We start from the raw sequence: 24,336 nt of genomic DNA, 5'->3' as shown, positions 1-24,336 counted from the left end.
TTGGTTCATGCTTAGTTAACGACACCCTTTTTAATAATTAAATTACCATACAGCGCCGTTTCTCCAGTTTGAACCACTGCAAAACATTTCTTTGAATACTGATAAAAGCTTTGACGTTCCATCTTTTTAATAACCGCACCTTCAAAATGTTGTTCCACTTCTGATTGATAATCATCCCAAATCGTGGGAACAACTGGATCACCAGGGACAACCTCCATCAATATTCCTTGATAGTCAGCGTACGAATCCAATGGCATTATTGCTAGTATAGCTTTTAAAATATCAGTTGCACCAATGCCATCAGCTCTAATCACACACTCGTTATTGGTCTTAGCCGGATAATTAGCATCAGCAATCAATATTTCATCACCATGACCCATTTCCATTAACACCTTGACCAACTCTGGTGATAAAATTTTTGGAATTCTATTTAACATCTTAATTAGTACCTTCTTTCGCTTCCCAATAATGTTCTATTTCTTCTAATGATTTACCTTTGGTCTCTAACACATGTTTATGGATATAGATAACCGCAAAGAATGATAATGCCGCGAAAAAGTAGAAAATATTAATCCCAATTTTTTCTAAAATCATCGGAAATACTAAAGAAAAAATGGCATTTAATAAATACTGGGTAAACGTGATAACGCCCACTCCTAATGCCCGTGCCTTCATTGGTAGTATTTCTGGTACATAAGACCAAAAGACAGGCCCCAGACCAAAACCAAACATGAAAACATACAGGAAGATAGCGATGATGGCCACTGTCGCATTATCGGACCAGATGCACAACGCAATTGCGGGTAATACCTGTCCACCTAAACTAATTTCTAACAATTTCTTCCGACCTAATCGATCAATGAAAGGTAAAGAAATAAAGGTTGAAACGACTAACGCAATCCCAACACCGAAGTTAGCCACAATACTAGCATTGGCTAGACCTAAATTATGGAATATTTCTGGTGCATAATAAACCGCAGCGTTAATCCCCGTAAAGACTTGAAAAGCCGTTAGTGTAAATAACAGATAAAGCACTGGTCTAAATTTATGGAACAATTCACCCAGTCCAGCCTCTTGGGTTTTTAAACTCTCCTGAATATCTGAAATTTCAGTTTCAACTTCGATTTTAGAAGTTCTGACTTTCATTAAGACCTTACGAGCTTTACTAACTTGACCATCCCGAATCAACCAACGTGGGCTTTGGGGACTAACTAGCATCCCAATAACAAAGATTGCCGATGGAACGACCCCTAATCCTAAGGTCCATTCCCACGCATTATTATTTAAATTATAGGCCCCGATAATGTAGGCCACCAAAATCCCAATATTGACACTAAGCTGATATAACGACGACATTAATCCCCGAATATGTTTTGGTGCCAGTTCCGAAAGATAAATCAAGCCGTACATATTAGCGATCCCCGCAGCGATTCCTAAAATGAAGCGCCCAATCATTAAAATAATTTTAGTGGGTGCCATCGCACACATCAAGCTACCAAACATGAAGATAATCCCACCAAGAATTAATACGTTACGACGTTCGATTTTCTTTTCAATTGCCGTAAAGACCACAATCGCTGGTAAAGCGCCAAATAGCAGAAAACTCACAACGAGTCCTTTTTCAGCAGCATTTAGGCCAAATGCCATCGTAATTGACGGCAAAGCCAATGAAATTGCTCCTGAATCATACCCATACAATAGCCCCGCAAAACCACCTAGAATGGCAAATAGATAAACAATTGGTGCTGTTTTATTTTTTTCAAGTTGTCCTTCATTCGCTTCCAAAAAAAGCATCCCCTTTATTGAATTAAATCGTTGAACTTAGCTAATTGTGCTTGTAAAGCCGCTTGTTGTTGATTAGGTTGTATTTTTTTAGTCGCAAATGAATTTTTTAAAACCGTGACTTTATCAGCTTCTGATAGTTGATGCGTCACCATTAATTGGCCAACAATATTGCCCATCACACTCGCTTCCACTGGTCCGATAGCAACCGCTTTTTGAGTATAATCAGCGGTTAATTGAACTAGATACTCATTTTGAATACCACCACCAAACATATGAATCGTTTGAATAGTAGCCTGACTACAGTCTTCTAGTAATTGAATCGTCTGTGCATAACTCAACGCTAAGCTTTGATAAATAACTTTTAACAGTTCACCTTTTGATTGAGGTTGTTCCTGATTCGTTTTTGTCAGGAATTGTTCAACTTTTTCCGCCATCTTACCAGGAGTGGCAAATGTCGGCGCCTTTGGATTAATGAAACTAGGGATGTCGCGAGCCGCTTTGGCCAAATTTACCATGTCGCCATAAGAAATCATTTCACCTTGAAATGACCATTCTTTCTGTAATTCTTGAACAATCCAAAGTCCCGTAATATTACTTAATAACCGATTGCCACCACCAAAACACCCTTCATTGGTTAAGCCGTTTTTAGCAACCAATTCATTAATAACCGGCGTATCGGTTTGGATTCCCACAATTGACCAAGTGCCACAACTGATAAAAGCCGTTTGATGTTGGTCTTGTTTTTCAATTGGTAATGCCAACACAGCGGCAGCCGTATCGTGCCCAACGGCATTAATCACTTGAATATCAGATTTTAAACCAACTTCATTCTTGATAGCTGGTAATATTGGCCCTAAGACAGCACCGTGTTGGTTGATTTCACCAAATACCGCTGGTTGTATCTGTAGTTGTTTCAAAACAGTCGGTTGTAACTGGCGACTCTTTTGATCTAGCAGACCGCTGGTTGAGGCGATTGTAAATTCATTTGATTTAATTCCAGATAAGAAATATTCAATTAAGTTAGGCATAAAAAGAATGCTCGCAACTTGCGCCCTTAAATAAGGACGTTTCGAAAATTCAGCAAACAATTGATTGATTGTGTTAATCACATTACTTTGGACACCGGTTTTTTCAAAAAGTTGGCAATTTTCAAAAGTCATCTCAAATTGTGTCTTGGTTTCAGTGGTTCTAGCGTCGCGATAACTGTGTGGTGTCCGTACCAGTTCACCTTCTTGATCCAATAGGCCATAATCGACGCCCCAAGTATCGACGCTTAAACTTTCAATCTGGCCCAAATCTTTTTCCGCAATCGATAAACCATATTTAATTTCTTGAATTATTTTTAGATAATCCCAATACAAGGAACCATTAATTTCGATTGGTTGATTTGAAAAACGAAATTGTTCTTTTAACGTAATCCGATTTCGATCAAAAGTTCCTGAAATTAAACGGCCAGAACTAGCACCAAGATCAACCGCGATTAAATTTTTAATTGCCATGTTGATTCCTCCAATTACCGATATAAAGGTCCAAAAGTTTGGCAAGCATTAAAATCGGTTGCTTCTAAATTTTCAGTGCCTAATGATGACCAAGCGCGTGGTCTGAAAATATCTTCTTCAGCCACATTATGCATATTAACTGGAATTCTTAAGATTGAAGCCAACGTGATTAAATCGGCACCAATATGACCGTAACTAATGGCGCCATGGTTAGCGCCCCAGTTATTCATCACGTCATAAACTGATTTAAAAGCGCCCTTGCCCGTTAAAGTTGGTACAAAGAATGTTGATGGCCAGCCTGGATCAGTCCGATTATTCACTTCATCAAAGACCTTGCCAGGTAAATCAACGGCGTATCCTTCAGCAATTTGCAAGACCGGTCCAACCCCTTTAACTAAGTTAATCCGAGTCATTGTAACGGGCATCCCTTTAGACCCACCCTTAGTCACATAATTACTTGAGAAACCGCCACCTCTAAAGTAGCCAATGTTGGCAGGAATCCAGCGCGTATGATCCAAATTAGCTTGTGCTTCTTTTTCATCTAATTCATAGAATGGTTTGATTCCTGGCGCCCCATTGACACTCTCTTGTCCCGAAGCATCTAACGTTTGTGCACCTGAATTACTTAAATGTAGGAAGCCATTAGCTAATAGTCCGTCCATTTTAACACCAGTTGTTCTTTCAACCGCCTTGCTACTCCAATAGGTCCGAACATCCGCAAAAATCTGAGGGGTATTCGTCAATAAATAATTGAATAACATTGAAGCACCATTCAATGAGTCATTTTCAGTTGCTAATATATTAGGAGCGCGTAAGCCGTTCCAATCATATTGTGAATTTAACATGGCTTCCATGTAATCCCCATTTGGAAAATGATCAGTCCATTGGCGTTGTCCTTGGAACCCTGCGGCTAAGGCATAATGGCCTTCAGCTTCTTCTTTAAAACCAAGTTCGGCTAATTTTTCATTACCTTGCATTAAACCACGTGCAATCATCGCCATTAGAACACATTTCTTTAATTGTTCCGCTTTAACCTCATCGGTAAATTTTTCAGGATTGTCAGCATTATAAATATCGGGGCCAACTGGTGTATATTGTTTAGCCCAGTTATAAGCTTTTTCGAATTCTTCATGATCGTAAATACCTTCATCCCAACGACGAATAATTTCCGACATATCAACATATTCATTACGCATGCCTAAATAGTCTTGGAAGAAATCTGAATCGACAATTGAACCACCAATCCCCATCGCTACGCTGCCAATCGATAGATAAGCTTTGTTGCGCATCATCCCAGTCGCAAAAGCTGCCTTTGCATAACGCAAAATTTTAACTTTAACATCTTCTGGAATTGAAGTATCATCCGCTTCTTGAACGTCTTCGCCATAAATTCCAAAAGCTGGAATCCCTTTTTGAGTATGCGCAGCTAAAACAGCGGCTAAATAAACGGCCCCTGGTCGTTCAGTGCCATTAAAACCCCAAATTGCGTGTGGGATATCTTTGGTCATATCCATGGTTTCGCTACCGTAGCACCAACATGGTGTCACTGTTAAAGTCCCACAAACATTTTCTTTATCAAATTTTGTTTTGGCCTTAGCGGCTTCGCTAACGCCACCAATCGTCGTGTCAGCAATAACTGTTTTAACGGGTGTACCATCCGGATATTTCAAAGTACTTTCAATTAATTTAGCTGCCGCTTGGGCCATTTGCATCGTCTGTGCTTCAAGTGATTCACGGATGCCTTTACGACGACCATCGATTGTAGGGCGAATGCCTAACTTAGGATATTCAAAACTTAACATAGAAATTACCTCCAATATTTTATTTACAAGCATTATTATAAAGCGCTTACACCAACGTGTTCAATACTGTTCAAACTTGTTGAATAAAGTGCACTATTTTCGCTAAAAGTACACCATATTACGTCAATCATTCACCTAATATAAAATTTCGACATCCGCTGCTTCTATAATTTGGGTTAAGTCAGCCCGAATTGGTTCATTAGTGATTAACACATCGATACTTTCAAAACCACATAACTTGATGTAATTTTGACGATCGACCTTTGAACTATCGCATAATAAAATGACCTTTTCCGTTCTTTCAATCATTCTTTGTTTTAAATAACTCTGTTCTTCGTTCGCCATATACACCCCATGTTCGTCAATCCCGGTACAAGAGATAAAAGCGATGTCTGTCTGAAAATTATCTAAATACTGAATTGCACTTTGACCTAAAATTGAACCAGAAATTTTTTTCACTTTACCACTGCAAACAAATACCTCGACACAATCTGATTCAGAAAGCTGTTCAGCTAAATGCACGCCATTGGTAATGACAATCAGATGTTCAATATTCTTGATATAATAATAGAGCTGAAAACAGGTACTACTTGAATCAATCATCAATGCTTGATTCTCGCCAATAAAATCGCTAGCATTTAACGCAATTTGTTTTTTAGCTTCTGTGTGGTCATTGTTACGAATCTGGTATCCAAATTCGACATTATTATCCTTAACCAATGCGACTTGTCCAAAATAACGTTTAATTTTCTGCTCATTTTCCAATTTAATTAAATCTCTTCTCAAAGTTGACCGACTAATAAATAACTCTTTTTCTAAGTCTTTAATACTCACTGTTTTACGTTTAGCAATTAATGCCAACAATTTTTCAAGTCTTTCAATTTGATACATATTGATACCTCCAAATCATTATAAAAAGACCAAATACTGATTATTCAATCATTTGGTCTCTTAATATTATTATATGGCTAAACGATTTTGGAAGCACTTACTTTATTGGATTCTACTTAATCTTTAAAATATATCTTAGCGACTCGATTAATTAAATGGATCCCATAAGCAAACCCATTTGCATAGATTATCAGCGCTCCTGTCTCAATATCCTGCTTAAATTCAAGTTCTTGTTGATTATCCAACCAAACCACCTTTTGAACAGGTCTTGTAAATCGTTTAAAATTAATTTTTCTAGCCTCTTCTCCCCCTAAAACGACATTCCGATTACCAATATTGCCTAAATGATAAACAAATAAATAATCACCTTTAATAAAATCAGAATGCTTACCCTCCGCCTCATATGTTGGTTGTCCAAAATGACTAGTAGTATAAATCGCCTGACCATAAATTGCCATCCAATGACCAACTAATGTGATTAAATCATATGAATACGTTGGGATTGCCCCGTTAAATTCAAGCCCTGTATTAATTAATAAGTTAGACCCTGCTCGTCGTGAATTACAGATTTGATCAATTAATTGTTGTGGTGAAACAAAATTAATATCATCTTTAGCAACACCCCAATGTTTATTGACCGTCATCGACATTTCAGCCGCTAAATACTTGCTATGGCCCAAATGATTAATGACTTGAGGATTACCGCGTTCAAAAGTTAAAACATCTACCAACTCATTATTAATCTGTCCTTGTTGCTCTAACCCGGTATTATTGATAATAATGGCATTAGGTTGTTTGGTTCTGATTAAGTCGTATAATTTCGATTCTTCCCAATCAGCATCCGGCTTATCCCAATTGCCATCAAACCAAAAACCACCAATTTCACCATAATTTGTACATAATAGATCAATTGTCGCTCTAAGCTCGATCAGATAGGCTGAAAAATCATACTGGTACTTGACATCATGCCAATCATAAGTCGCAAAATATAAAAAGGGGACAATCCCCGCTTTATGACACTCGCTAACAAAGTGCTTCACCACGTCATCTGCAAACGGGGTATGCAGACTATCGTATTGAGAGATGCCTTTCGTATCAAACAAATAAAACCCCTCATGGTGTTTTACCGTCAAGACAATATACTTAAATCCATTTTGGACTGCAGTTGTCACTAACTTTTCAATATTGTTTTTATCTGGTTCGAACTGATCAAAAGCGGTTTGATATTCTGGCATATTCAGAATATTTTGCGCCCATTCACCCTTTGATTCTTTAGAATATAATCCCCAATGCACAAATAATCCTAGACCTAGTTTCTCAAAAGAATCAATTCTATCAATAATCTTCATCTTTGTCCCTCTTAATAATAAAAGTCCGAGAAATTTGATAATCTCTCAGACTTCTTTTTTATTTTATGCGGTTTTTTAACTCATTAAGTGCAATATTGGTCTCAATTAACTCTGTTGCAAAATCTAAAAATGTTTCGGCCGAAATCATCTGATCTTCAGCATGCATATATAATGGATCAATCCGATTGACTTGATCTTTAGCATATTGTGACAACACCTTAAAATGGGCTTCTTGAGCTGTTTTCAAATTTTCACGCGCTTCATCAACCAATTGATCAATTACTTCTCTTTGATTGTCGTGACTTCTTGATTTTTCAATGGCAGCCATTACATTAGCTTTTGCTTGACCAGAATTAGTAATAATATCAAAACTAATCTCTTCCATATTTCCCATAATAACCTCCTAATAGTTGTCGTTATCAATCATTTCAAACTTATCCCACGGCTGGATAAAATCAATAAAGCCCAAATTACTCGGAATAATCTTAGCCACTACATTTTTATGTCCCTCCATATTCGGCATCGCTTGTTTAACGATATTCACTTCGCCCTTATATTGACCAAAACTGTTATTGCCGATTGTTATATCTCCTGCTTCAAGTTGCTCAATCGGATTATTAATTGGTATATCAGCCTTTTGGTAATTTAATTTCACAAATGTTGAACGAATTGAATAACTGTTAATATCACCACGATTAAAATGTAAATTATTCAATACAATCTCTTTTTCCAAATTAGTTGTACCTGGTAAGAATTCAATAAAAAATTGAATCATATCCAAGTTTAATTTGGCAACGTCCGCTAATTCCTGATCAGAAGCAAATGCATTACCGATAATAATATCATCAATTAACCTCGTATTAATTAAATATTGGGCCTGTTCACGTAATACTTGATGCCGATGAATTTCTAACGTCGGTAAACCAGCATTATAGGGATGCGGTCCGATTGTACCTTTTTGAGAGGAGATAAAGGCGGCGGTTTTTAGTCCCATTTTTTTATACTTACGCGTGGTCTTTAAGAAATAATCAGTATCTAAACCCGTAAACGGTTGTGGATAAAAATTATGACAGCCAATTATTTTTTGACTTAACGGTCGATAACTGAAGGTATTAGCAATATTTTCAGTGTCGTTACTGATATTAACTTCGATGGACAAGCCCGATTTATCGTAGGTCATAATTGACTCTGGCATCCCATCAAAGTTCATATCTAACCGGACGATATCTGCGCCTAAATCTTTAAAAAAGGTCAAATCATTATAGGTAATCCCCAGTGTTTCAAACAATCCTGGATTAATATCCAAGCTGACCGCCATTTCCCTCGTTTGTGCGTGATGTAAAACTGTTCTAAACGCGGTCATAATTTCATCCGACTGTTCTGGATTTAACTCCAATAAACTAGTGAACAATCTTTGGTAACCTAAATCGGCAGCTTTATCAATGTAGCTGATGCAATCCTGAACAGTACTTTTATTAGGATAAACTGAAATACCAAGCACGGCTAATTACCTTCACTTTCTAATTTCAATTGGTTGTTATCGAAAGCCTTAAAGAATGGCCAGTAAATTAATAGCGAAATTAAAATATTAATAATACATAAAACTGCTGCTCGCCAATCAAAGCCAGTCGCCATCCATGCCCCAATCGGTCCCGGCAAGGTCCAAGGCGCAACTGCTGTTGTATAAGCGACTAAATGTAATTTCATCGCAACATAGGTGACCCCCGCCATAACGGTAGGTGCTAAAACAAACGGTACTGCAAAGTAGGGATTCATGATGATTGGAATCCCAAATATCAATGGTTCATTGATATTAAAAATTGCCGGAATGATGGTTACAGCTCCCATCGTTTTACTAAATTTAGATTTACTGAAAAATGCTAATAGGATTGCCAAAGATAAAGTAGCCCCCGCACCGCCTACCCAGACAAACCATTGGAAAAATTGTTCGGTCATAAAATGAACTGGCGCGTTCCCATGTGCAATGGCTGTTGTATTTGCATTTAAATTCGCGTACCAGTATGGATATAAGATTGGCGTTGCAATAACCATCCCGTGTACCCCGAATAACCAAATGATAGTGATTAAGAATACCGGCACTATAGCTGATAGGAACGTATCATGCCCAAAGTAACCAATTGGTGAGAAAATCCAAGTTAAAATACTATTAATATCTAATTTGAAGATTTCCTTTAAAACAAAGGATGCGACAATAATTAAAACACCAGGTAGTAAAGCACTAAATGATTTTCCTACCGATGACGGAACGCCATCTGGCATTTTAATAATTAAATTCTTCTTATAAAAGAACCGTACGACTTCAACCGCAAATATTGAACATAAAATAGCTGTGAATAACCCTTGCGCCCCCATATTACCAAGTGGTAGATAAGTTCCAGGTTCGAGTCCACCCACCTTATGATCAAGTACATTCGGCGTAATAGCTAGAATAAAGAACGACATTTCAGCCAGTACTGATGTTGAAATAGGATCCAAATCGTAAAATTTTGCCAAATTTGATGTAATTGAAAACACACAATATACTGCCATCAAACTGATTGAATAATACATCGGAACAGATAACATTGCTGCATAAGGCTGAATAAACGCCTTCCAAGCATCAATTGGTAGATTTAATAAAATAGTAAAGAACGAACCAATAATTGATACTGGAATGATAACGGCCATCCCATCGCGGATTGCCGTCAAATATCGATTATTAGCAACCGCTCCCATTTTTTCTGAAATTGTTTCAAATTTCATATTTCAGTCTCCTTATTAACTAATTCAAATAGTTGATTAATTTTAGCAGGCGTATACATCGTCATTGGAATTACAATTAATTTTGCATCTTTTTGGTTGGCAATCTCTTCAATATATTTCTTTCTAAATGATACTTGAGGTGCTAATAAAACGATTTGATAATCTTTGCTGTTTAAATCATCCGATACCTTATCAATACTCGATTCATTGACTACCCAATCTTTACCCTGTTTTTTTGCCTCCTTAATTAGCGCATCCGCTAAAATTGAAGAACTCATCCCGCCACCACATGCTAATAAAATATTCATTTTAGAACCCCCTTTTCAAATTTGAACCGTTTCAATTACGTGTTTATTATAAAATATTGTTCCAATCATTGCAAGCGCTTTTACAAAAAAACTATCGACAAGTCGATAGTTTTTGGTAACACATTTTTAAGAATTCGTTGAGCTCGCAATAATCTTAGTCGCGCAATAAATTTTTTGAAAACTTTTTTCTTTATCACTGCCAATCAACCGATTAATCAAGAGTTCTCCGGCAGCTCTCCCCATTTCACCGATCGGTTGCTTAATAGATGTAATCTCTGGGTAAAAAATATCATTCATTAGAAAATGGTCAAATACGACCATCCCAATATTCTCCCCCGCCTGCAGTCCTCTTTGTCGTAATGCTTTAATCGCACCTAATGCCATATAATAGTTAATCACAAAAATAGCAGTCATCTGTGGATTATTATCCAGTAATTGATTGGTCCCTTTAAACCCAGACTCAATCGTGTAATCTCCCTGCCAAATATATTGTTTTTTTATCTGAACATTTTTTCCTTGTAGAGCATCATGATACCCACGTTCCCGTTCACGAGCGATATAATTCTTATGATTGCCAGCAATGATACCAATATTTTGATAGCCCGTTTGCATCAACTGCGTTACTGCTTTTTTAGAAGTCTCATAGTTATCAACCAATATGACATCCGAATCAATTCCATTAATTGGCGCATCAATTGCGATAATCGGAATATGTTCATCGCTAAGTTTATGTAACATCGGTGTTCCTTCATCCTGATGAAAAACAACTACCGCATCAATTGAGCGATTGTATAAAAAATTCAATTTTTCTTCAAATCGCTGATTATCCCCTTTATAATCACAAATAATAATACTGTAACCAAAGCTTTCGACGTACCCTTCAATTTCAGAAACAATTGAGATTGCAAACACATCACTCAAGCTGTTAATCAAAACCCCGATTGACATACTTCTATTATTTTTTAATCCTTTGGCAATAATATTTTGATGATAGTCTAAGGTATCCATTGCTGCTTGAATGCGGTCACTAGTGGTTGTTTTCAATTTACCGCCATTTAAATAATTTGATACCGAACCAATCGAAACCTTGGCTAATTCTGCCACATCTCGAATTGTACTCATTTAATCGACCCCTATTAACGATTTATTTTGAATTAATGTCACTGTTTTCTATAGCATACTATTAATATAACTTAAATGGGCACCGATAACGTATCTTTCCCATCGTATTTATTAAACTTATTTAAAATCTAAAAGGACTCTATGTTGAAACGTGCTTTTTGTTGCAACAACTTCCGCCTAATCTAAAATATCCAATAATCTTAAAACCAAGATTATTGGATATTTATAATTAGTGCTCAGTTGCTACCCGCAACGAAAAGCACTCTGTTATTTTGAAACGTGCTTTTTCTCACAGATTCTTCCGTCTAGCTACAAATAAAGCGCTTATGACCAAATACCAGGTCATAAGCGCTTTATTTTAGGCTATACTCAGAATCTACCCGTGAGAATCAGCACTCTTTTATTTTGCTGCTCTTTTGACGTATGTGCCTTCTTGAGTGTTGATTTCTAGGACTTCGTCAGCACTGATGAAATCTGGGACGCTGACCACTAGGCCGGTTTCCATTGTAGCTGGTTTACCTGAGCCTGTCACTGTTGCGCCTTTAATTGAAGGTTGGGTTTCAACAACGCGTAAGTTAACCGTTGATGGTAACGTCACACCGATTACTTCTGAACCGAAGAATTGAATCTTGCAGTTCATATTTTCTAGCAAGAATTTAGTGGCTTCTTCAATGACATCGGTTTGGATTTCATATTGTTCATATGTTTCCATATCCATGAAGAATGCGACGTCGTCTTGTGTGTATAAATATTGAACGTCTTTTGTATCGATCATGGCTTGTTCAACTTTAACTTCAGGGCGCATCGTTGTTTCGACGATTGAACCTGTCCGTAAATCACGTAACTTAACGCGCATAACGGTATTGCCCTTACCTGGTTTATGGTGATTAGCTTCTAATACTTTAATTAATTTGCCGTCTTGTTCAAAAGTCATGCCGGCTCTCAGATTAACTGCTTCAATCATGATTAAATATCCCCTTTGATTTCAGAAATGGTTACTCTCTAACTTTAACAAATGTAAGCCGTTTACGCTACTCTATATCTAACTTCGGCACACTTGTGCTTGACTGTGGCGTGTAGTGTTGATACATCTTCGTAATTGGGACGGTTGGCAACCCGGTTTTAATCAAATAAACGTGTTGTTTCAAATAGCGTTTGTCCGCCGAGTTTTTAAGTTTGTAACATTGAATCGCCATCTTACCAGTACTATTGGCGTTATCCTGTCCTTCGAATTGGACCTTGGCCAGTGGCAAGCTAATCACATCTTGATTCACTTTAAAATACGCCTGGTCTTGATTACTACCGAGATAACTGGTTTTAGCGGTCCCGACCGGTTGATAGAATTGTTTAATCTGTTTTAAACTGTGGTCATCGACCATTTTAACGACCTGCGCATCACTCTTGAAAAGTTGCAAACCGGTTAAATCGTTGCGCACATTTTGCGAACTCATCATCAACCAAACAATCACCAAAATACTGATGAAATATACGATATGCAAGCTTAAACTACTAGCCGCATGGGATAATTTAAAGATATAACTTTCTTCTAAATCTTTATCCATCACTTGGCGCATGATGCGGTGTGCAATTAACTTATACGATAAATACCAAATCGCTAAGGCCACTACCGTTGAAGCCAGTGCCGTTAAAATGGTATTATTTAAAATTTCTGAATCGGTCATCAACGGACTAAAGCCGCTCACGATTTTGACCGTTAAGCCCCCTAGGACTACGATAACAATCATCTGTAAGGCGAAAAAGCGTGTGCGAATACTACTACTAATGGCCGTTGGTGTGACCGTTTTATCTGATTTATGCATGCCAACAAATCCTCCCTCATTAACCTACCCATATTTTAGCATAACCGACGCTCACTAGCTTGTTTAAACCGACTGAATCCCCTTATTTTCGCCAAGACAATAACGTATAAGTCATCGTCGTTCGGCTCGTTAAAGTCGCTTGATCTTGGAATAATCGGTCTAACTCGCGCTTTAATCGGACTTGATCTGGATAATCCGCATAATATTCAGCAACTAATTGGCGTTCAATCAATTCCGAATACTGATATTGAAACGGCTGTTCAACAACTGATTCTGGCAATTGCTGTTTAAAAGCCGCAATGATTTGTGCATCTACATTTGGATCGAACTCGTCAATCCCTAAGCGTCGGGCAAGCGGACTAAATAAATCATCTTCATTTAACGTTAATCGAAGCAATACCGTCCACTTTTGATTCTTTTGACTAATCGCTTGAAGCTTATCAGGTGATACGCTTGGGTTTAAAGCGCTAAAAACAACCTGATAGGTGTCATTGGGCGTCGTCGTCAACCATTGGTCTAGCGATTCTTGACGGTAATCAACATTAGTCATCTGATTTTTCTGGGCTTCTTGTTGCGCGTAATTTAGCATCCCACCTGAAATATCAGAGATTGTATACTGTTGGCTGTTGCTTGCTAAGGCCGGCAAGTAACGCCCACTGCCCCCGCCTAAATCCAAAAGTGATTCGGTTGGTAAAATCCGTTGTGCTTTTAAAAACGCCAGGACATCCTGAACAATCGGTACTTGCGACGCCTGTTGAATCTGATAATAATCGGCCGCAAAATCATCCCAGAATGTTTGAACATCATCGTCCATCTTCACTACCTCGTCTTTTTCCGCTAACTGTCCCCCTAGCTTACCAAATAATTCGTCAAACGCCAAAAAGCAGCCTTCTGGTTTGGAAATCAACCAAAAGACTGCTTTTTTATAGGCTTGTTTGAAACGCGCTTTTGGTTGCAATAGCTTCCGCTTAATCTAACCTAACCAATAATCTTAAAATCTAGATTACCGGTTAGGTTTTATTAATGCTCAACTATGCCCGCAACCAACGCGCTCTTACTTGAAACGCGCTCCTGAGCTAGCTCCTTCCGTCTAGCTACAAATAGCGAATCATGACTAAGCCCACGTCATAATTCGCTATTTTAGGCTATACTCAGAAGCTGATCAGCTCAGTCACGCTCTGTCTGAAATGCGCTTCTCAAGCAAACCTTTCCGCTTAACTACATAATGACAATTATGGTCAAGTTCAACCACAATTGTCATTATTAGGTTATGTTCGAAGATTAACCGTTCAATCAGCACTCTAAACGCGTTCGTCCTCACTGCTTCCTGTGCTTAGCTACGTTTCGCAAACAAAGTCTAAAAATCAGACTTTATTCACGAAACTAGGCTAATGCTCAGAAGCACCCGTGAGGACTCACGCTCTTCTATTCTTCAAACCCATCTTTATCTGCTACTTGTTTGAACCAGTGGCCCGACTTTTTGATTGTTCTTTGACAGTCGTTGTCTAAATCGACTGAGATGAAACCGTAACGGTTCTTGTAGGCGTTGGTCCATGACCAGTTATCCATGCAGGTCCACATATGATAACCCAGACAGTGGCTGTCTTCTTGAATGGCTTGGTGGACGTATTTCAAATGATCTTTGACGAAATCAATTCGATAATCGTCGTCAATCTGACCGTCTGCATTGCGGTAACGTTCTTCGCCTTCAACGCCCATCCCATTTTCTGAGATGAAACAATCGATGTTCCCGTAATTTTCGCGAACGTTAGTCAAAATATCGTAAATGCCTTTTTCGTAGATTTCCCAACCACGATACGGATTAATTTTCTTACCTGGCATCTCGTAGTTGTCGAAGAAATCATCTGGCATAATCCCGTGAGTATGATCAATTGGCGTTTCTTTAGCTTTCACCCGGCGTGGTTGGTAATAATTAATCCCCAACAAATCAACCGTATTGGCCTTAACTATCGCTAAATCACCGTCTTGATGATCAGGAAGCAATTGATTATCTTTCAATAATGCGACTAGATTGCTTGGGAATTCACCCTTTACGGCGGGGTCTAAGAATGACCGGTTGAAAAAGGCATCTGCTATCTTGGCTGCTTTAACATCAGCCGGATTCTTAGCATCGCGTGGATAACTGGGCGTTAAATTCAAAACAATCCCAATTTGACCGCCTTGGTTAAGCGCATGATAGGCTGCAATCGCTTTGGCACTCGCCAACGTTTCGTGATACCCAACTTGCACAGCGTGTTGCAAATTAATTTCATTGGGATAATGGAATTGGTATAAATAACCACCTTCAACGGGCACGATTGGTTCATTATGGGTGAACCATTTCTTGACACGGTCTCCAAATAATTCGAAACACGTTTGGGCGTAATTCACATAAGCATCAACCGTTTTGCGGTTCAACCAACCGCCTTGTTTTTGGAGCGCCATCGGCATATCAAAATGGTACAAATTCATAAATGGCTCGATGTCGTTGGCAATAAGTTCATCGATATAAGCGTTATAGAAATCAACTGCAGTTTGATTAACTGCACCAGTGCCTTCTGGAAATAAACGGCTCCATTGAATCGACGTTCTAAATGAATTATGACCGGTCTCTTTCATTAATTGGATATCAGTTTTAAATTGTTGGTACACATCCGAAGTCTTATCCGGACCGACTTGGTTAAAGAATTTCTCTGGACTTTGTTGATACCAATAGTCCCAGATATTATCCCCTTTGCCGTCGCCGTCAATCCGACCCTCTGTTTGTGGCCCGCTCGCTGCGGAGCCCCACCAGAAATTTTCTGGAAATTTATAAAATGTCATCGTCAATCCAGCTCCTTCTCAATTTGAATAAATTTAGTATAACAACGTTTACATCAAAAAGCCAATCAATTATTTTTAATGTCTAGACTTTTATATTATTGCATGGTATATTAGGTTTTGTAATCGATTACAAATTATTTTATATAAGGACGGTGCTTGCCGTGAATCATTTTATGGACATGCTTAACAAATATATCATGCCACTTGCTACTAAGCTTGGTCAAAATCGTTATTTAACTGTTTTGCGTGATGCTTTTATGCTCTCATTCCCTCTTACAATGTTTGGTTCAATTGTTGTTGTTATTACGAATTTACCTTTCTTTAACGATGCGACTAAAGCGACTTTGACTTCACTATTAGGTAACGGTCAAAACGCGACGATGTCGATTATGACTGTTTTCGTCACTTTCGGGATTGGTTATTACTTATCGACTTCCTATGACGTTGAAGGCATTTTCGGGGGCGCAGTTGCCTTCGCTAGCTTCCTAATCTTAACGCCATTTATGATGACGACTGATAAAGGCGTCGAAGTTTCCGGCGTTCTAAGCCTCGATCGTCTTGGCGCTAAAGGGATGTTCCTTGGTATGATTGCCGCGTTTATTGCGGCTGAACTTTATTGTCGTTTCACTAAAAAAGGGTGGCAAATTAAGATGCCGGATGGTGTTCCGCCAGCCGTTTCTAAATCGTTCGCCGCTTTAATTCCGGCTGTTTTAACATTAACCATTTTCTTAGCCATTCAAGCAGCTGTTACTGGCTTATTCCACGTCAACTTACACGATGTGATTTATCAAGTGATTCAAAAACCATTAGTCGGCTTAGGTAGTAGTTTACCCGCAACCTTAGTAGCCCTCTTCTTAGTTCAATTACTCTGGTTCTTCGGCCTTCACGGTCAAATCATTGTCAATTCAGTGATGGATCCAATCTGGAATACGTTAATGCTTGAAAATTTAGATGCTTATAAGGCTGGCCATGCCCTTCCCCATATTATTACTAAACCTTTCATGGAAACCTTCACAGTTGGTTTAGGTGGCTCTGGGATGACTTTGGCAGTTGTTATCTTAATGGCATTCGTCATGAAAAAGAAACAATATCGCGACGTTGGGCGACTCGCATTAGCACCGGGGCTCTTCAACGTTAACGAACCCGTTATTTTCGGGATGCCGATTGTCTTAAACGCTTCAATCTTCATTCCGTGGTTAATTGCACCACTAATCGTTACCATCCTCAATTACACGGTGATGGCGATTGGCTTAGTGCCCGCACCAACTGGGGTTTCAGTTCCCTGGACAGTCCCGATCTTCTTCAGTGGGATGTTAGCCACTAATTCCATCTTAGGTGGGGTTTTACAATTAATCGATGTGGTGATTGTCGGATTAATTTGGTTCCCATTCCTTAAAATGTTAGATCGACAAAAAGATCCATTAGCCAACTAAAAAGATTGTCTTACCCCGCACTTTCTACTACACTAGAGAAAGAAAGCGGGGTATTTTTTTGCCAAAATACGAAGAAATTGCAAATACATTGCGTCAACGCATTAAAAAAGGCGTTTATCCGGCGAATACACTCTTGCCTAATCAAATCGATCTCGTTCAAGAATTCGGCGCTAGTCGGATGACCGTTAAAAAAGCCATTACGATTTTAACGATGGAGGGTCTCGTTTTAGCACGTCGGGGTGCCGGCACAAAGATTCTAGACCATTCTTTTTGGAATAAGGCCGCGATGCCTGCCAATCAATACGACGGTATGGCCGCGGACATTGCCCGTTTAGGTAAGACCTTAACCAGCGAAATCATTCAATTTGAAGTCGTCTTCCCCACACCTGAAATTCAAGAATACCTGATGCTTGCCGATCAAGAACCAGTCTATGAAATTATTCGGTTGCGGATTATCGACGGTCTCAATACAACCCTAGAACACACCTATATGCCGGTCAATCGGGCTCCTGGTCTAACCGATGACGTTTTACACCATTCGGTTTATAACTATTTAAAAGAAACGTTACATCTGACTTTCGCCGGGGCTTTCCGGAATATTCAAGCCGATAAGGCCGATGAATACGACCAGAAGTATCTCGATTGTGCACCCACCGATCCCGTTTTGGAGGTCGAACAAGTGATTTATTTGGATAATGGTGAACCGATTGAATACTCACGTAGTCGCAACCGTTATGATCGCCGGAGTTATACGTATCTCGATGTTAAAAGTTAATGACACAAAAAAAGCTAACCAACTGGTTAGCTTTTTTATTTAGTGCTATTTTTCAACATCTTGTAATTTTTGATTATCATCTAATTGCGAAATACCGGCTTGGCCGATTTTTTGCAAATGAGTCATGCTAATCCATAATAACACGAGCGCAATCGCGATGAATAATAAGAGTACAAAGAATGTTTGTACAATTTGACCGTTACCTAAGCCAGACGTAATCGCTTGTCTGAAGCCTAAGATTGAATAGCTCATTGGTAAGAATGGATGGATCACATTGTAGAAATGGTTCGTGATTTCCATTGGGAACGTCCCACCAGAACCACCTAATTGTAACATCAGGAGTACCATGGCTAAGAAACGACCTGGATTATCGAAGGCCATTGATAGGAACATGATAATCGCCATCGAGGTTAACGCGAAGGTGACTGAAACTAGGAAGAATTGTGCTGGATGATCGACATTTAAGCCTGCGACCATCATCAAGGCTGGTTCAATTAAGCCCATGCCGATTGCGACAATTGCGCCAACCGCAATTTTGCTCAAGAACCAAGCAGTTGCTGATTGACCTTCCATTGAAATCTTACGGATTGGATAAGCAAAGTTAAAGACGATTGCCCCAACGAATAATGCTAATGATAAAACATATGGTGCTAAAGCATGGCCGTAATTTGGCACATAGCTATAATTAGAATGTTTCAAATCACTTGGTGCCGCGAACATGTCTGCGGTACTATTCGTTAATTTAATTGAGTTGACTTTATTCGCACCAGAATTCAAACCAGTGGTTAAAGTCTTATTACCGTTCTTCAATTGAGTGGCCCCAGAATTTAACTTAGTTGAGTTGGCCGCTAATTGGCTTGTGCCATCAGCTAATTGATCAACACCACTTGTTAAAGTTGGAATCTTGCCATTCAATTGGACTAAGCCCCCATTTAAGGTTGTTGAACCAGTCGCTAATTGACTAACACCACTCGTTAATTGTGGCACTTGACTGTTCAATTGAGCAGTACCGGCAGCAAGTTGCGTCGAACCAGTCGCTAATTGACCAATCCCACCCGTTAAAGCAGGCACTTGACTGTTTAGTTGAGTCGTACCGGCAGCAAGTTGGGTACTACCTGCCTGTGCTGATGCTACTCCATTTGTATATGTCAAAAGGCCAGGTACTAATCCTAATTTACCAGTAGTTCCTTTAAGCCCAACTTGAACTTGTTTTAAGCCAGCATTAATTGTTGATGAAGCTTGAATAGCGCCCATTGTATTCGGCGTGCTTCCGGTTTGCTTCAAGCCAGCATTAACCGTTTCAAGTCCACTAACTAATTGGGTAATCGCACCTTGTGCTTGAACAAGCGCCGTATGACCACCCTTTTCAGGATCATCAGAAGCCAACGCCGCAACGCCCGCTTTCAAACTTGTTAATTTAGGAATTAACGCTTGAATTGTTTGCATTTGACTTGAAATAGTTTTTAAACTTTCCCCATTAGAAGCCGTATCTGCACCAATTAACCCTAAATTAGTTTTAATATTAGCAGCATCACTACCAGCTGAAGTTAATTGTGTCCCAACAGCTTGAGTACTTGCACCAGCACTACCTACCAATGCCATAATTTCAGCTTTTTCAGCATCCGTAGCACCTGAAGATTGAACCAAACTACTAATTTGTTCAAGTTCTGCCTTTGTTTTACCAAGGTTAACAGCAGCACTATTTGTATTGGTTTGGTCGAAAAGTTTTGTATTTATATTACCAAGACTAGCTCCCGTACTTTGTAAAAGATTACCTGTATTTTCAGAATTATTTTTAATATTCATCAAACCAGATGTAATGCCAGCTGCATCAATATCAGGCATACTAGAATGGTTCAATTCTTGATCCATCTGCTGAATTCCAGAATCAATACTACCTAAACCACCTACTAATTTCGCAATTTCTTCTTTTTGTGGTAATTTTTTATCAATACCATTAGACGCAGCGACTAGTCCTGCCGTTAGTTGAGAACTCCCTGCAAGTAATTGACTAACACCACCATCCAAAGTATCGACACCATCGTTTAAGGCATCGCTATTAGCAGTTAATTTATTCAGTCCGCCATTTAATTGACTTGCGCCACTGTTCAACTGAGTAACACCAGTTGAGAGTGCACCGGTCTTGCTATTTAACGTTTGTAAACCAGTGTTTAATTGGCTAGCACCGCTATTTAATTGACTGGCACCTGATGCTAATGTGCCGGTCTTGCTGTTTAACGTTTGGAGACCTGTATCCAATGCTTTTGAACCCGCGGCTAACTTCTGAATGCCATCTGATAATGGCACAACGCTTGTTTTCATCGTCATGACACCATCGTTGACTTTGTCGACACCCGCCGTATAAGTGTTTAAACCGTCCGCTAACGTAATTGAACCATCCGTTAACTTCTTAGCGCCCTTAGCAGCGGTTGTGAAACCTTTGCCGGCCGTCTTAACTTGTTTAAACATGACTTTAGCATATGACTTCGTAACGGTTTCCCGTAATTCAGCATTGACTTGTTTAGCGCCCGCTTCACTAATGACTTCAGCGATGAAGTTTAATGAGTCGTTCGTTTTATAGTTGATTTGCATTTTCTTAGGATGCTTATCTAAAACGGTGGCCGCATTGGCTGAGAAGTTTTTAGGTAAGGTAATTACGGTGTAATATTCCTTATCCTTTAACCCTTGTTTTGCCTTTTTAGCTGACACAAAACGCCAACCGATTTGGTCGTTTTTCTTTAATTCTTTGACCAAATCTTTCCCTGCGTTTAATTTTTGACCTTCATAAGTGGTTGGGACGTCATTATTGACGACGGCCACTGGTAGATTTCCGGTACTACCGTAAGGATCCCAAACTGATTTCAGGAAGAAGATACTATACAAGAACGGAATAATCATGATCGCGATTAACGAAATCAAGATAATTTTGTTCTTAGCAATGAACTTAAATTCATTTTGAACCATTTTCATTTCTGCCAAACTCCTTATATACTTTTGTTTTACAATCAATTACATTTAATATCCATAATAACTTGACTATCTTACCGCTTTTTTTGAAAACTTTCAAGTCCTAAATACCTATTGTCTGAAAATAGCCAAAAAAACACGACTAATTAAGTATATTAGTCGTGTTTCTTCTATAAATAAGTTATTTATTGTGTGATGACGGTTCCGACCGTTTCAGCCGCACTGACGGTTACGTCTGCTGCTTTTTCAAAGGTCAACGTCTTGACGCGATCCATATTCGTGACCAAGACTAACACCGTTTCGGCTTTTTGACTTTCACGAATCATTTCGAAATCAACCTTCGCTAGTTGCGTAGTCGTTGAAACACTCTGACCTTCTTCAACTAAAATCTCGAAGGGCTTGCCTGCTAATTCGACCGTATCTAAACCGATATGCACGAGGATTTCTAACCCGGAGTCCGTTTTAATACCTAACGCGTGTTTGGTTTTAAAGATATTCGTAATTGTCCCGCTAACGGGTGAATAAACCGTATCACTAGTCGGTTGCACACCAAAGCCGTCACCGGCCATCTTTTGTGCGAAAACAGGATCAGCAACTTGGTCTAACGGTACAAACTGGCCCGTAATTGGTGCTGCTAATTCAGTACTGACTTCTTTGGCTTTAAATAGTTTAAACATCTGGTTTCCTCCTAATCGTCGCGTCCTAATATTTGATTGATTTCTTGACTTAATAAATCAGCTTTCCCGCCAAAAACGGCTTGAATCCCACCGTTGACTTCGAAAACAGCTGTGGCGCCCAATTGTTTAATTGGTGCCTGATCAACAAGCTTGCCATCAGTGACGGCAACCCGTAAACGCGTGGCACAAGCTGCAACGGTTTCGATATTCGCATCCCCGCCGAGCGCTTCAATAATGATTTGAGCTTCATCGTTTAACGTTGATTTTTTGCCAGTTGTTTTTGGCATCGCCGCGGCATCAGCCACAATATCATCTTCCATCCCAGGAATCGCCACTTTGAACTTGCGAATTGCAAAACTGAAGACGAAATAATAAACAAGTGCCCAGACAATCCCGACTGGAATCACTTTCAACCAGTTGGTCTTGGCTTCGCCTTGTAAGACCCCAAATAATAGGAAGTCAATTAAACCGCCGGAAAAAGAATTCCCAATCCGAATGTTTAAAATATCGGCAACGAAGAATGAACAACCATCTAAGAAAGCGTGGATTACGTATAACCATGGTGCAACGAATAAGAACGTGTATTCAACGGGTTCAGTAATCCCCGTCAAGAATGACGTGAGTGCGCCACTAAAGTAGAGACCACCATTCTTTTTCCGATTAGCTTTAGGAATAGCGCGGTACATCGCCAAACAAGCGGCTGGAATCCCAAACATCATGGTTGCAAACCGACCGGCGAAGAACCGCGTGCCATAAGTGAATAGACCCGTATGGTTTGGATCAGCTAATTGCGCAAAGAAGATATTTTGAGCACCCGATATGGTATGACCCGCAACGACTTCGGTGCCACCTAATGAGGTGTACCAGAACATTGGATAAATCGTATGGTGCAAGCCAACCGCACCGGTTAACCGTAATAGGAAACCGTATAGGAATGAACCAAAACTCCCCATTTGGGCAATTTCTTTACCGGCGACGACTAAAACGCCTTGAATTGGTGGCCAGATCATATAGAAGAAGGCCCCCAAGATAATTGCAGCAAACGATGAAACAATCGGGATAAAACGCGAACCACCGAAGAATCCCAAGAATTGTGGCAATTCAATTTTACGATAACGATTATGCAAGAATGCCACCGTACCACCAATCACGATTGACCCGACAACACCGGTATCAATCATCGCCCCTTTAGCGGAAAACATCTGCAACAAACCACTAATCGTTGCGGTGTAGACTAGAAAGGCTACCCCACCGGCTAATCCGGCAGTCCCTTTATCACCCTCGGCTAACCCGACGGCGATCCCAATCGCAAAGATTAAAGCAATGTTGGTGAAAACGGCGTTCCCGGCAAAACTCATCACCGATAGAATCGTCTGTAACCACGTTTGATCTAAGAATGGGTAAGCCAGTAGGGCACTTTTATTAGTTAACGCCCCACCCAAACCCAATAATAGACCGGCTGCTGGTAAAATAGCGATCGGCAACATGAAAGCGCGACCCAATTGCGAAAATTTCTTAAACATATTAATTCCTCCCAGAATTCAAGCTATCTTTGAGCATGACTGACTATGATTGAAGTGCTGCGATAAACCGTTGCGCAATTTCCTTAGGCCGCGTAATCGCGCCACCAACGACAATCCCAGTGGTGCCGATTGCTTTAACCGCCTTGACCTGTTCAGGTGAATGGATTCGACCTTCAGCAACCACGGTTAAATGATTGGCGACTAATTGTTCTAGTAACGCCATATCGGGGCCCTCTAGTTTGGGACTTTCTTCCGTGTAACCGCTTAAAGTTGTGCCCACAAAATCAACACCGGCTTTGGCTGCGTTCAAACCTTCTTCTAGATTTGAAATATCAGCCATCAATAATTGATCGGGATATTTCGCTTTAACGTCGCGAATAAATTCGTTGATGGTTAAACCGTCATGGCGAGGGCGTAATGTGCAATCCAACGCAATGACTTCAACACCAGTTGCGACTAATTCATCAATTTCACGCATCGTCGCTGTGATAAAAGGCTTTTCAGGTAAATAATCGCGTTTGATAATCCCAATCATGGGTAATTGGCAAACCGCTTTGATTTCAAGGATGTCGCGAACCGAATTCGCGCGAATCCCAACTGCACCGGCTTCTTCAGCAGCTTTGGCTAATAGTGGCATGACGCCACCCTGTTCAGTATATAAAGGTTCACCAGGTAATGCTTGACAGGAAACGATGAGTCCATTTTGGATTTGATTGATAAAAGTTTGTTTATTCATTTCATTTTCTCTCCAATTCATAATTATTCTGGAACTTCTCTCCGAAATAACTATAACACACTC

At 39.6% G+C, this 24,336-nt stretch carries 21 protein-coding genes; 2 read left to right on the top strand and 19 right to left on the bottom strand.

Annotation, left to right across the window (positions count from 1 at the left end):
* Positions 1–11 precede the first annotated feature (11 nt).
* From ACVPPQ_RS05720 to ACVPPQ_RS05650, 15 genes are all read right to left on the bottom strand, one after another.
* A complete protein-coding gene (locus tag ACVPPQ_RS05720; RefSeq protein WP_463493244.1) occupies positions 12–437 on the bottom strand; it encodes an RbsD/FucU family protein in 426 nt (141 codons plus the stop codon).
* A 1-nt stretch (position 438) separates the two neighbouring features.
* Entirely contained in the window at positions 439–1,785 is a 1,347-nt protein-coding gene (locus ACVPPQ_RS05715; protein WP_463493242.1) for a sugar porter family MFS transporter, read from the bottom strand.
* A 14-nt stretch (positions 1,786–1,799) separates the two neighbouring features.
* Positions 1,800–3,284, bottom strand: a complete 1,485-nt coding sequence (locus ACVPPQ_RS05710; RefSeq protein WP_463493240.1) for a rhamnulokinase — start codon at positions 3,282–3,284, stop codon at positions 1,800–1,802.
* Between the two features lie 14 nt (positions 3,285–3,298).
* Positions 3,299–5,086, bottom strand: coding sequence for an L-fucose isomerase (locus ACVPPQ_RS05705; RefSeq protein WP_463493238.1), 1,788 nt, complete (start codon positions 5,084–5,086; stop codon positions 3,299–3,301).
* 135 nt (positions 5,087–5,221) lie between these two features.
* Positions 5,222–5,977, bottom strand: a complete 756-nt coding sequence (locus ACVPPQ_RS05700; RefSeq protein ID WP_463493236.1) for a DeoR/GlpR family DNA-binding transcription regulator — start codon at positions 5,975–5,977, stop codon at positions 5,222–5,224.
* Between the two features lie 116 nt (positions 5,978–6,093).
* A complete protein-coding gene (locus ACVPPQ_RS05695; RefSeq protein ID WP_463493234.1) occupies positions 6,094–7,326 on the bottom strand; it encodes an alpha-L-fucosidase in 1,233 nt (410 codons plus the stop codon).
* A gap of 58 nt (positions 7,327–7,384) precedes the next feature.
* Positions 7,385–7,720 carry a PTS lactose/cellobiose transporter subunit IIA gene (locus ACVPPQ_RS05690; RefSeq protein WP_463493232.1) on the bottom strand — a complete coding sequence of 112 codons (336 nt, stop codon included), beginning with the start codon at positions 7,718–7,720 and terminating at the stop codon, positions 7,385–7,387.
* Positions 7,721–7,729: 9 nt separating this feature from the next.
* Entirely contained in the window at positions 7,730–8,827 is a 1,098-nt protein-coding gene (locus tag ACVPPQ_RS05685; protein ID WP_463493230.1) for a DUF871 domain-containing protein, read from the bottom strand.
* Between the two features lie 2 nt (positions 8,828–8,829).
* Positions 8,830–10,089 (bottom strand): PTS sugar transporter subunit IIC, encoded by a 1,260-nt coding sequence (locus ACVPPQ_RS05680; RefSeq protein WP_463493228.1) that lies wholly within the window; start codon positions 10,087–10,089, stop codon positions 8,830–8,832.
* A complete protein-coding gene (locus ACVPPQ_RS05675; protein ID WP_463493226.1) occupies positions 10,086–10,397 on the bottom strand; it encodes a PTS sugar transporter subunit IIB in 312 nt (103 codons plus the stop codon). The genes ACVPPQ_RS05680 and ACVPPQ_RS05675 overlap by 4 nt, the downstream gene beginning before the upstream one ends.
* Positions 10,398–10,523: 126 nt before the next feature.
* On the bottom strand, positions 10,524–11,519 hold the full coding sequence (locus tag ACVPPQ_RS05670; protein WP_463493224.1) for a LacI family DNA-binding transcriptional regulator: 996 nt from the start codon (positions 11,517–11,519) through the stop codon (positions 10,524–10,526).
* Between the two features lie 400 nt (positions 11,520–11,919).
* The gene (gene efp, locus ACVPPQ_RS05665; protein ID WP_025083533.1) at positions 11,920–12,483 is read right to left on the bottom strand and encodes an elongation factor P; all 564 of its coding nucleotides are present in this window, start codon (positions 12,481–12,483) and stop codon (positions 11,920–11,922) included.
* Between the two features lie 67 nt (positions 12,484–12,550).
* Positions 12,551–13,339: a hypothetical protein gene (locus ACVPPQ_RS05660; RefSeq protein ID WP_463493222.1), complete on the bottom strand. Its 789-nt coding sequence runs from the start codon at positions 13,337–13,339 to the stop codon at positions 12,551–12,553.
* Between the two features lie 82 nt (positions 13,340–13,421).
* Positions 13,422–14,297 carry a class I SAM-dependent methyltransferase gene (locus ACVPPQ_RS05655; protein ID WP_463493221.1) on the bottom strand — a complete coding sequence of 292 codons (876 nt, stop codon included), beginning with the start codon at positions 14,295–14,297 and terminating at the stop codon, positions 13,422–13,424.
* Between the two features lie 467 nt (positions 14,298–14,764).
* On the bottom strand, positions 14,765–16,162 hold the full coding sequence (locus tag ACVPPQ_RS05650; RefSeq protein WP_463493219.1) for a glycoside hydrolase family 1 protein: 1,398 nt from the start codon (positions 16,160–16,162) through the stop codon (positions 14,765–14,767).
* A 161-nt stretch (positions 16,163–16,323) separates the two neighbouring features.
* Here ACVPPQ_RS05650 and celB point away from each other — a divergent pair, with 161 nt between their 5' ends.
* Positions 16,324–17,595, top strand: coding sequence for a PTS cellobiose transporter subunit IIC (celB, locus tag ACVPPQ_RS05645; protein ID WP_463493217.1), 1,272 nt, complete (start codon positions 16,324–16,326; stop codon positions 17,593–17,595).
* Positions 17,596–17,653: 58 nt separating this feature from the next.
* Positions 17,654–18,370 (top strand): GntR family transcriptional regulator, encoded by a 717-nt coding sequence (locus tag ACVPPQ_RS05640; protein WP_463493215.1) that lies wholly within the window; start codon positions 17,654–17,656, stop codon positions 18,368–18,370.
* Between the two features lie 45 nt (positions 18,371–18,415).
* On the opposite strand, the gene ACVPPQ_RS05635 is transcribed toward ACVPPQ_RS05640, so the two are convergent.
* The 4 genes from ACVPPQ_RS05635 to ACVPPQ_RS05620 form a co-directional block, all read right to left on the bottom strand.
* Positions 18,416–21,340 (bottom strand): YhgE/Pip family protein, encoded by a 2,925-nt coding sequence (locus ACVPPQ_RS05635; protein ID WP_463496343.1) that lies wholly within the window; start codon positions 21,338–21,340, stop codon positions 18,416–18,418.
* 182 nt (positions 21,341–21,522) lie between these two features.
* On the bottom strand, positions 21,523–22,014 hold the full coding sequence (locus tag ACVPPQ_RS05630) for a PTS sugar transporter subunit IIA (protein WP_025083539.1): 492 nt from the start codon (positions 22,012–22,014) through the stop codon (positions 21,523–21,525).
* An 11-nt stretch (positions 22,015–22,025) separates the two neighbouring features.
* Positions 22,026–23,537, bottom strand: a complete 1,512-nt coding sequence (locus tag ACVPPQ_RS05625; protein WP_463496309.1) for a PTS transporter subunit EIIC — start codon at positions 23,535–23,537, stop codon at positions 22,026–22,028.
* Positions 23,538–23,580: 43 nt separating this feature from the next.
* Positions 23,581–24,273 carry an N-acetylmannosamine-6-phosphate 2-epimerase gene (locus ACVPPQ_RS05620; RefSeq protein ID WP_463496308.1) on the bottom strand — a complete coding sequence of 231 codons (693 nt, stop codon included), beginning with the start codon at positions 24,271–24,273 and terminating at the stop codon, positions 23,581–23,583.
* Positions 24,274–24,336 lie beyond the last annotated feature (63 nt).

It is taken from the genome of Latilactobacillus parafuchuensis, from assembly GCF_055271665.1.
This window is presented reverse-complemented; position numbering and strand designations above follow the sequence as displayed.